Origin of the sequence: Streptomyces flavofungini, from assembly GCF_041028215.1 — a bacterium.
GTDB classification, from domain to species: Bacteria; Actinomycetota; Actinomycetes; order Streptomycetales; family Streptomycetaceae; genus Streptomyces; species Streptomyces flavofungini_B.
This window is the reverse complement of record NZ_JASKYR010000291.1, coordinates 1-9,007: the sequence shown is the minus strand read 5'-3', so window position 1 is coordinate 9,007 and position 9,007 is coordinate 1. Positions and strand designations below refer to the sequence as shown.

11 protein-coding genes are annotated in these 9,007 nt (G+C 71.0%); 2 read left to right on the top strand and 9 right to left on the bottom strand.

Annotated elements, in window-relative coordinates; all coding sequences use genetic code 11:
* Window positions 1-264: 264 nt before the first annotated feature.
* Genes AB8Z36_RS20580 through AB8Z36_RS20570 form a run of 3 tightly spaced genes read right to left on the bottom strand, consistent with a single transcriptional unit; the run spans window position 265 to window position 2,193 of the window.
* Window positions 265-1,026, bottom strand: a complete 762-nt coding sequence (locus tag AB8Z36_RS20580) for a DUF3710 domain-containing protein (protein WP_369214816.1) — start codon at window positions 1,024-1,026, stop codon at window positions 265-267.
* Window position 1,027: 1 nt separating this feature from the next.
* Window positions 1,028-1,612: a dUTP diphosphatase gene (gene dut, locus AB8Z36_RS20575; protein WP_369214815.1), complete on the bottom strand. Its 585-nt coding sequence runs from the start codon at window positions 1,610-1,612 to the stop codon at window positions 1,028-1,030.
* Window positions 1,609-2,193 carry a PaaI family thioesterase gene (locus AB8Z36_RS20570; protein WP_369214814.1) on the bottom strand — a complete coding sequence of 195 codons (585 nt, stop codon included), beginning with the start codon at window positions 2,191-2,193 and terminating at the stop codon, window positions 1,609-1,611. Before AB8Z36_RS20570 ends, dut begins: the two co-directional genes overlap by 4 nt.
* A gap of 57 nt (window positions 2,194-2,250) precedes the next feature.
* On the opposite strand from AB8Z36_RS20570, the gene AB8Z36_RS20565 reads away from it, so the two are divergent.
* Window positions 2,251-2,700 carry a DUF3093 domain-containing protein gene (locus AB8Z36_RS20565; protein ID WP_369214813.1) on the top strand — a complete coding sequence of 150 codons (450 nt, stop codon included), beginning with the start codon at window positions 2,251-2,253 and terminating at the stop codon, window positions 2,698-2,700.
* Between the two features lie 24 nt (window positions 2,701-2,724).
* Here the strand turns inward: AB8Z36_RS20565 and AB8Z36_RS20560 are convergent, their stop codons facing one another.
* The 4 genes from AB8Z36_RS20560 to AB8Z36_RS20545 all read right to left on the bottom strand — a co-directional run bounded on the left by AB8Z36_RS20560 (window position 2,725) and on the right by AB8Z36_RS20545 (window position 6,263).
* Window positions 2,725-3,654, bottom strand: a complete 930-nt coding sequence (locus AB8Z36_RS20560) for a hypothetical protein (protein ID WP_369214812.1) — start codon at window positions 3,652-3,654, stop codon at window positions 2,725-2,727.
* Between the two features lie 14 nt (window positions 3,655-3,668).
* On the bottom strand, window positions 3,669-3,965 hold the full coding sequence (locus AB8Z36_RS20555) for a DUF4193 domain-containing protein (RefSeq protein WP_055544889.1): 297 nt from the start codon (window positions 3,963-3,965) through the stop codon (window positions 3,669-3,671).
* 393 nt (window positions 3,966-4,358) lie between these two features.
* Complete coding sequence (locus tag AB8Z36_RS20550; protein WP_369214811.1) at window positions 4,359-5,603, bottom strand: sensor histidine kinase; 1,245 nt, start codon at window positions 5,601-5,603, stop codon at window positions 4,359-4,361.
* A gap of 6 nt (window positions 5,604-5,609) precedes the next feature.
* On the bottom strand, window positions 5,610-6,263 hold the full coding sequence (locus tag AB8Z36_RS20545) for a response regulator transcription factor (protein ID WP_030778701.1): 654 nt from the start codon (window positions 6,261-6,263) through the stop codon (window positions 5,610-5,612).
* Window positions 6,264-6,564: 301 nt separating this feature from the next.
* Between AB8Z36_RS20545 and AB8Z36_RS20540 the strand changes: the two genes are divergently transcribed.
* Window positions 6,565-6,738 carry a hypothetical protein gene (locus tag AB8Z36_RS20540; protein WP_164492989.1) on the top strand — a complete coding sequence of 58 codons (174 nt, stop codon included), beginning with the start codon at window positions 6,565-6,567 and terminating at the stop codon, window positions 6,736-6,738.
* A gap of 128 nt (window positions 6,739-6,866) precedes the next feature.
* On the opposite strand, the gene AB8Z36_RS20535 is transcribed toward AB8Z36_RS20540, so the two are convergent.
* Window positions 6,867-7,676, bottom strand: a complete 810-nt coding sequence (locus AB8Z36_RS20535; RefSeq protein WP_369214810.1) for an inositol monophosphatase family protein — start codon at window positions 7,674-7,676, stop codon at window positions 6,867-6,869.
* 109 nt (window positions 7,677-7,785) lie between these two features.
* The gene (locus AB8Z36_RS20530; protein WP_369214809.1) at window positions 7,786-8,913 is read right to left on the bottom strand and encodes a ferrochelatase; all 1,128 of its coding nucleotides are present in this window, start codon (window positions 8,911-8,913) and stop codon (window positions 7,786-7,788) included.
* Window positions 8,914-9,007: the final 94 nt, after the last annotated feature.

The following is a 9,007-nucleotide window of genomic DNA, read 5'->3' as shown; positions in this document are numbered from 1 at the left end:
GAGCCCTCAAGGTGGGGTTCTCATACATGAACATCAAGCGCCGTTCTGAACACGCGTGTTGGCCCGTGATCATAAGTACGGACCACTCCACCGTCAAGGCGTGCGACAGCGCCGATCCCCCCGGGGCGCCCCGTACGGTCCAGAACCGTGAACTCGTCGCCGGAATCGCACAGCGTGGGCGGACACGTCTGTGGCCCGCAGCGGTCCGGACGAACCGGAACCACTACGGGCCACAGGGAAGTCGAGCTTGCGGGGCCCTGGAGGTCAGCGCACCTCGGTGATCTCGGGGCCGCGCTGGAGCTGGCCCATGCCGCCCGCGAAGCGCGAGCCCTCCTGCTGCTCCTCCTTGACGCCCTCGGCGACCATCTGCGCGTCGTCGGGCAGCTTCAGGACGATCGGGTCGCGGGGCGCCATCGGGCCCTCGCCGCGCACCACGACGGTGTCCCGGAAGATCTGCTCCAGGAGCCCGGCGGTCCCGGGCTGCACCGCGCCCTGGCCGGAGATCACACCGCGCAGGAACCAGCGCGGTCCGTCGACGCCGATGAAGCGCACGACCTGCACGCCGCCCGTGCCGTCCGGGAGCTGCACCGGGACCTGGGCACGCAGCTCCCAGCCGAGCGGGCCCTCGACCTCGTCGATCACACCGCCCTGCTGGGTGATGCCGGTGGCGATCTCCTCGCGGACCTCGCCCCAGATGCCCTCCTTCTTCGGGGCGGCGAAGCCCTGGAGCTGGATGGCGCTGTCCTGGAGCACGACGGTGGCCGCGACGATCGCGTCGCCCGCGACCTCCACCCGCAGCTCCATGCCCTCGACCCCCGGCACGAAGAGCCCGCCGAGGTCCACGCGGCCCTCGCCGGGCTCACGCACCTCGGAGATGTCCCAGGGACCGTCGGGACGGGGCTCCGGTTCGAGCCTCACGCGCGAGGGCGCGGCGTCGGCCGAGTCGTCGGCCACGCTGTCGACGACCTGCTCGTCCGCGCCCGCCGCGTCCTCGGCGGCACTGTCCTTCTTGCGACGTCCGAACACGTCACTGTCCTTCCCGGTCGGATACGACCGATGCGTATCGATTCCCACCCGTTTGTTCGCCCGCGCTCTCGCGCGGGACCACGCCCGTACGCTCGCCCGAGCCGACGCCCACGGCGGCATGGCCGCCGGTGGACCCGAAGCCCCCCTCGGCCCGTGCCGATACGGGAAGCTCCGCCACCTCCTGGAAGCGCACCTTCTCGACCCGCTGGACCACCAGTTGGGCAATCCGGTCGAAACGCTCGAACCGCACGCTCTCGCGCGGGTCGAGATTCACCACGATCACCTTGATCTCTCCACGGTACCCGGCATCCACCGTCCCCGGGGCATTCACCAGAGCGACACCGCAGCGTGCTGCGAGCCCGGAACGGGGGTGCACGAAGGCCGCGTACCCCTCCGGGAGCGCGATCGACACTCCGGTGGGCAGCACGGTCCGTTCGCCGGGCGCGAGGTCGCGGGCCTCGGTCGTCCGCAGATCGGCGCCCGCGTCACCCGGCTGCGCGTACCCGGGCAGCGGGACGTCGGGGTCGACGCGCCGGATGAGCACGGGCAGCTCGGCCGGTCCTTCGGCGGGGGCAGGGGACGTCACGGGTTCACCTCGAAGGCGCGGGAGCGCCGGATCTGGTCCGGGTCGTTCATGGCCGCCTGGATCTCCTCCTGGCGGCCGTTGTCGATGAAGTGGTCGACCTTCACCTCGATGAAGAGGGCGTCGGCGCGGACCGCCACGGGCCCGTCGGGGCCGCCGATCCGGCCGGTGGCGGTCGAGTAGATCTTCCGTCCGGCGACGGCGGTGACCTCGGCCTCCAGGAAGAGCACGGTGCCCAGCGGCACCGGCCGCACGAAGTCGGTCTCCAGGCGGCCGGTCACGGCGATCACCCGCAGCAGCCAGTTCAGCGAGCCGAGCGTCTCGTCGAGCGCGGTGGCGAGGACGCCGCCGTGGGCGAGCCCCGGCGCACCCTGATGCGCCTCGCGCACGGTGAACTCGGCGGTGATCGCCACACCCTCCCCGGCGCGCGCCGCCAGGTGCAGTCCGTGCGCCTGCCCGCCGCCACAACCGAAACAGTGTTCGTAGTGGGCGCCGATGAGCTCGCCGGGGGCGGGCGCGTCCGGATGGCGTACGGGCGCTATGGCCTCGGCCGGGGGCTTCAGAGCTGCTGATGTACCACTCACAGGCGCAGACCTTACCTCCGCGTCAGCCGGTCGGCGCACCGTGCCAAGCTAGGTTCCATGCAGCCTTACGAAGAACGCCTGACCGCACCCCGCTCCTGGTGGCTCATCTCGGTGCTGGTGGGCGTCGCGGTGGCCCTGGTCATGCTGCCGTTCGGCACCCTGCCGGTCCTGGGCGGCCTGGTCGGCGGCACGGCCGTCGCGGCGGTCGTCACCAGCGCGTACGGCTCGGTGCGCATTCGCGTGGTGGCGGGCTCACTGGTCGCGGGAGAGGCGAAGATCCCGGTGTCGGCCCTCGGTGACGCGGAGGTCCTGAACGGCGAGGAGACGCGCGCCTGGCGCACCTACAAGGCCGATCCGCGCGCCTTCATGCTGCTGCGCGCCTACATCCCGACGGCCCTGCGCGTGAACATCACCGACCCACAGGACCCGACTCCCTACGCGTACATCTCCACGCGGCACCCGGAGGCGCTCGCGAAGGCCCTGGAGTCGGTACGGAACAACGCCTGACGTCTGCGGCTCAGGCTCCGCGGCTCAGGCTCCGAGCTCTCTGGGGAACTCGCCGGACGGCAGCGCGTCGGAGGGCGTCTCAAGAGGCGGCAGCTCCCGCAGGGCGCTCCACGGCACCTGCGTCCTGCGCAGATCCTCCCGGACCCGCGCGGCCAGCTTCTTGGTGTCCCGGCGGTTCATGACCGCCCCGACCGCGGCGCCGACCATGAACGGCATCAGGTTCGGCAGGTTCCGGACCATCCGCTTCATGATCTGCTGGCGCAGCTCGCGCTTGACCTGCCCGCCCAGCGCCACGTTCAGCGTCGACGGCTTGCCCACGTCGACGCCGCGCTCCTCCGTCCACGCGGTCAGATAGGCCGTGCTGCGCTGGGCGAGGGTGCCCTCGGGCCGCCGGCCATAGACCTCGTGCAGTTCGGCGATCAGCTTCAGTTCGATGGCGGCGACGCCGGTGATCTCCGCCGCGAGTTCGGCGGGCATCGCGGGCGGCACCGGGAGCATCGCGGCGGCGCCCACTCCCGCGCCCACGGTGGACGAGGCGTTGGCGGCACCGGCGATGAGCTTGTCTGCGAGCTGCTCGGGACCGAGGTCCGGGAACTGCTTGCGGAGGGTCGCCAGGTCGCGGACCGGGACCCGTGGGGCGATGTCGATGACCCGGTCGGCGAGATAGCCGATCCCGGCCCTGGCGCCGCGCCCGCCCTTGCGCACGCCTTCCTTCATCCCGTCCGCGACGGCGGCAACACGGCCCTTGGCCCCGGCTCTCCGGGCGACCTCGGACCCCTTGTCGTCCGCCGTCCCGTCCGACGCGAGGGTGAGGGCGTCCGCTGATCCGAGCGAGGCTGATCCACTGGGGGAAGAGCCTCGCCCGTCGTCACGCACGCCGTCGCCCGTGGCGCCGGCTTCGTCCGCTCCACGCCTGCGGAAGCGGCGCTTCCTGGACGGGGTCGAGCCAGTCATTGGCCGACCCCGCCTCAGTCGCAGTCGCGGCAGATCGGCTGGCCGTTCTTCTCGCGGGCCAGCTGGCTGCGGTGGTGGACCAGGAAGCAGCTCATGCAGGTGAACTCGTCCTGCTGCTTCGGGAGCACGCGCACGGCGAGCTCCTCGTTGGACAGGTCCGCGCCGGGCAGCTCAAGGCCTTCGGCGGCCTCGAATTCGTCGACGTCTACAGCCGAGGTCGACTTGTCGTTCCGCCGCGCCTTCAGTTCCTCGATGCTGTCCTCGTTGACATCATCGTCGGTCTTGCGTGGGGTGTCGTAGTCCGTTGCCATTGTCGCTCTCCCCCTCTGGGTGTCTGCGGTGTCTCAGCGCACGTAACGCGTGAGGAGCCGGACTTGTGCCCGACCCGAGGCGGAGATTTTGCCTCACATCAAGGTCTGTTACTCAATCGACACCCAACCGCACCCCTGAAGAGGCGATGGGTTGGATGGCGATGGGGACCGTACACGGTCCGAATGTCGCACTTCACGGGCGTCACCCCGTGTACTTCCCGTGATCAGGACCCCCGAAAACCCGGATTTTCCCGGCTTTCCGGCGACTTTCGTGATCACAGAGAGTAGATGGCCAAAAAATCGACCCTGTGATCGATCGCACACGGCCTCCCCGGGAACGGCTCCCGAAAATTCCGCGTAAAGCGAACACGTACACGTGTCCGCGGCACCTCCTCAGATGGGCAGGGTGACGCGCATCACGAGCCCTCCCCCTTCGCGCGGCTCCGCGATGATACGGCCCCCGTGGGCCCGCGCGACCGACCGGGCGATCGACAGGCCGAGCCCGACGCCCTTGTCGCTGCCCGTCCGCTCGGTGCGCAGCCTGCGGAACGGCTCGAAGAGGTTGTCGATCTCGTACGCGGGCACCACGGGCCCCGTGTTGGTGACCAGCAGCACCGCCTGGCCGTGCTGCGCCTCCGTGGTGACCTCGACCCAGCCCTCGTCCGGCACGTTGTACCTGACGGCGTTCTGGACGAGGTTCAGGGCGATGCGCTCCAGGAGGACGCCGTTGCCCTGGACGACGGCCGCGCCGCGCTCACCGCGTATCTCCACGCCCTTGGCGTCGGCCTCGGCGAGGACCTGGTCGACGGCGCGGTCGGCGACCTCGGCGAGGTCGACCGGCTTGCGCTCGACGATCTGGTTGTCGCTGCGGGCGAGCAGCAGCAGGCCCTCCACGAGCTGCTCACTGCGCTCATTGGTGGCGAGCAGCGTCTTGCCGAGCTGATGGAGCTCCGGCGGCGCCCCCGGGTCGGAGAGATGCACCTCAAGGAGCGTGCGGTTGATCGCCAGCGGGGTGCGCAGCTCGTGCGAGGCATTGCCCACGAACCGCTGCTGCGCCGTGAAGGCCCGCTCCAGGCGGTCCAGCATCTCGTCGAAGGTGTCGGAGAGTTCCTTCAGCTCGTCGTCCGGACCGTCGAGCTCGATCCGCCGGGTCAGGTCGGTGCCCGCCACCCTGCGGGCGGTACGGGTGATGCGGCCGAGCGGCGAGAGCACACGGCCCGCCATCGCGTATCCGAACGCGAAGGCGATCACGGCGAGACCGAGCAGGGCGAGCAGGGAGCGGCTGAGGAGGTTGTCGAGGGCGTTCTGGCGCAGGTCGTTGACGCAGGTGTTCAGCGCGGCGTTGACCTGGTCGGCGGGGACACGGGTGCCGGTCGGCAGGTTGTGGCACGTGTCGCTGCTGACCTTGGAGCCGCCCTCGATGGTGAACGGCAGCTGACTGCCGACGTTGAGCGCCTGCGCGGCGAGCAGATAGATGATCGAGAGCAGCAGGATGCCCGCGATCAGGAACATGCCGCCGTACAGCAGCGTGAGGCGTATCCGGATCGTGGGCCGCAGCCACGGGAAGGGCGGTTCGACCTTCCTCGGGTCCCACGTGGGCTTCGGTGGCGCGGCTGGTGGCGCCGGGGTCGAGGCCACCGCCGGTCAGATCCGGTAGCCCGAGCCGGGGACCGTCACGATGACGGCGGGCTCGCCGAGCTTGCGGCGCAGGGTCATGACGGTCACCCGGACGACGTTCGTGAACGGGTCCGTGTTCTCGTCCCAGGCCTTTTCGAGGAGCTGCTCCGCGGAGACGACCGCGCCCTCGCTGCGCAGCAGCACCTCCAGGACGGCGAACTCCTTGGGGGCGAGCTGGATCTCCCTGCCGTCGCGGAAGACCTCGCGGCGGTTGGGGTCGAGCTTGATCCCGGCGCGTTCGAGGACCGGCGGCAACGGCACGCTCGTACGCCGTCCGAGGGCACGCACGCGTGCCGTGAGCTCGCTGAACGCGAAGGGCTTGGGCAGATAGTCGTCGGCGCCGATCTCCAGGCCCTCGACGCGGTCGCTGACATCGCCCGACGCGGTCAGCATCAGAACGCGGGTCGGCATGCCGAGCTCGACGATCTTGCGGCAGACGTCGTCGCCGTGCACGAGCGGGAGGTCCCGGTCGAGCACCACGACGTCGTAGTCATTGACGCCGATGCGCTCCAGGGCGGCCGCCCCGTCGTACACGACGTCGACGGCCATGGCCTCCCGGCGCAGTCCGGTGGCCACCGCATCGGCGAGCAGCTGCTCGTCCTCGACGACGAGTACGCGCACGTCGCTGTCCTTCCTCTGTGCCCCTGCGGGCAGGTCTGTCTGGGGTAGGGCTCCATCCTGCCCCTTTCGGCCATAAACCGGCTGTAAGGCGGCCTCACCCCCGGGGAATGCCGGATTTTCTCGTGCGGTTGAGGTTTCTGCGGCACCGAGCGGGGGGAGGACGGGCTTACACCCGCGATCACGCTTTGTATGTGGCGTGCCACCACCCGCTTACTCCAGGGCGGCGTTAAGACGTGATCGCCCCTTCTTGAGGGCACACCCCCGTGCCATCGACCCACGACCCAGCCGAGGGGGCGCAACCATGGACGCATTCACCGCAGGTCTTCTGCAGCGCATAAAGGCCACGGAGTCCGACCTCACGATGGCCCGTGAGACGGGAGACGACTTCCTTGCCGAGGTCGAGCAGGCGGAGCTGGAAGATCTGCACCGCCTGGCCGCCGAGCACGGCGTCGAGGTAAACGCACTGCACGCCTGACGCCGCCCGCCCGACACATCACTGACGCACCACGCGCGCGAGCCCCGGTACCTGTGGACGAGGTGCCGGGGCTCTCGCGTGCCCGCGCGACGGCGGGAACGCCGGGCCGGGTCGTGCCGGACCCGGGCTCAGTCGTGCCAGGCCCCGAAGTCCTCCAGGAGGCCCTGGAGCGCCTCGAAGAGGCCGGGCGGGGCCGCGATGGCCAGCTCGCCGGAGAGGCGCTCTCCGGGGCGGCCACCGGTCAGCGCGCCCGCTTCCCTGGCGACGAGGTCGCCCGCCGCGAAGTCCCAGGGGTTGAGCCCCCGCTCGTAGTACGCGTCGAGGCGGCCGGCCGCGACGTCGCACAGGTCGATCGCGGCCGAACCGGCCCGCCGGATGTCCCGCACCCGCGGGATGAGCCGCCGGGCCACCTCGGCCTGCTGGACGCGGCGCTCGGTGAGGTAGCCGAAGCCGGTGCCGACCAGGGCCTGCTCGAACGGCGGAGCGGGACGCACGCGCGTGGGCTCGTCGTTGAGGAAGGCGCCCTCGCCGAGGACCGCGCGGCTCGTCTCCCCGCGCACCGGCGCGTGCACCACGCCGACCAGCGTCTCGCCGTCCTTGCGGGCGGCGATGGACACCGACCAGTCGGGACGGCCGTACAGGTAGTTGACCGTGCCGTCGATGGGGTCGACGACCCACTGCACGCCGCTGGTGCCCTCGGAGCTCGCGCCCTCCTCGCCGAGCACTCCGTCGTCGGGCCTGTGCTCGCCGAGGAAGCCGGTGATCAGCTCCTCGGAGGCCAGGTCCATCTCGGTGACGACGTCGACGGCACTGCTCTTGGTGGCGGCCACGCCCAGGTCGGCGGGGCGGCCGTCGCGCAGGAAGGCCCCGGCCCGGTGCGCGGCCTCCACGGCGACCTCGAGCAGCTCGGCCTTCAGCGCCTTCAGCGGGTCAGTCATGGTGATCTTCGTACTCCTTGTGTCCGGCGGTGTCGGGAGTGGTGCGTGCGTGCGGCTCGTGGGACCTGCGCGTACGGGCCGTCGGCCCTGGGCGTGCGGGTCGTCGGGCCTACGCGTACGGGCTGTCGGCGCCCGCCGCCGCGGGCCGGGGCGAGCGGGCCGGGCAGCAGCCCACCGGACACACGTCGTGGCTTGCGCCGAGCGCCCCCAGGGCGCAGGGGGTGACCTCGGCGCCGCTCTCGCGCGCGGCGCGCTCCAGGACCAGCTCCCTGACCGCCGCGGCGAACCGCGGGTCGGCGCCGACGGTCGCCGAGCGCCGCACCGGAAGGCCGAGGTCCGCCGCCTTGGCCTTGGCCTCGGTGTCCAGGTCGTACAGGACCTCCATGTGGTCCGAGACGAAGCCGATGGGGACCATGACCACCGCGGGGGCCCCGGCGGCGTGCCGCTCCTCCAGGTGGTCGCAGATGTCGGGCTCCAGCCACGGGATGTGCGGGGCGCCGCTGCGCGACTGGTAGACGAGCTGCCAGGGGTGCTCGGTGCCGGTCTCCTCGCGGACCGCGTCGGCGATCAGCCGGGCCACGTCCAGGTGCTCCTTGACGTACGCCCCGCCGTCGCCGTGCTGCTCGACCGGTCCCGAGGTGTCCGCCGCGCTGTCCGGGATGGAGTGCGTCGTGAACGCCAGGTGCGCGCCGTCCCGCACGTCCTCGGGAAGTTCGGCGAGGGACTTCAGGACACCGTCGATCATGGGGCGCACGAAGCCCGGGTGGTTGAAGTAGTGCCGCAGCTTGTCGACGCGCGGCGGCTCGATGCCCTCCGCCTCCAGGGCCGCGAGCGAGTCCGCGAGGTTCTCGCGGTACTGGCGGCAGCCCGAGTACGAGGCGTAGGCGCTGGTGGCGAGGGTGAGGACGCGACGGCGGCCGTCGCGGGCCAGCTCCCGCAGGGTGTCGGTGAGGTACGGCGCCCAGTTGCGGTTGCCCCAGTAGACCGGCAGGTCGAGGCCGTTCTCGGCGAAGTCCTTGCGCAGGGCGTCGAGCAGGGCGCGGTTCTGTTCGTTGATGGGGCTGACGCCGCCGAACAGGAAGTAGTGCTGCCCCACCTCCTTGAGCCGCTCCTTGGGGATGCCGCGTCCGCGTGTCACGTTCTCCAGGAACGGGACGACGTCGTCTGGGCCTTCTGGACCGCCGAACGAGAGCAGCAGCAGGGCGTCATAGGGAGTGGGATCGAGCGCATCGGACATGTATCCGATCCTCCCACCCGCCACCGACAGCCAGGGAAAGGGGCTCGCCGAGCACCCGGAATCCGTGCCTCCGCACCTGCGGAGCCCGTCCCGG

Bases quoted from the DNA above. Each gene is read 5' to 3' on its own strand.
- AB8Z36_RS20565 (WP_369214813.1), top strand. From the start codon at position 2,251: ATGCAGCCTTACGAAGAACGCCTGACCGCACCCCGCTCCTGGTGGCTC.
- AB8Z36_RS20560 (WP_369214812.1), bottom strand. From the start codon at position 3,654: ATGACTGGCTCGACCCCGTCCAGGAAGCGCCGCTTCCGCAGGCGTGGA.
- AB8Z36_RS20555 (WP_055544889.1), bottom strand. From the start codon at position 3,965: ATGGCAACGGACTACGACACCCCACGCAAGACCGACGATGATGTCAAC.
- AB8Z36_RS20540 (WP_164492989.1), top strand. From the start codon at position 6,565: ATGGACGCATTCACCGCAGGTCTTCTGCAGCGCATAAAGGCCACGGAG.
- AB8Z36_RS20535 (WP_369214810.1), bottom strand. From the start codon at position 7,676: ATGACTGACCCGCTGAAGGCGCTGAAGGCCGAGCTGCTCGAGGTCGCC.
- AB8Z36_RS20530 (WP_369214809.1), bottom strand. From the start codon at position 8,913: ATGTCCGATGCGCTCGATCCCACTCCCTATGACGCCCTGCTGCTGCTC.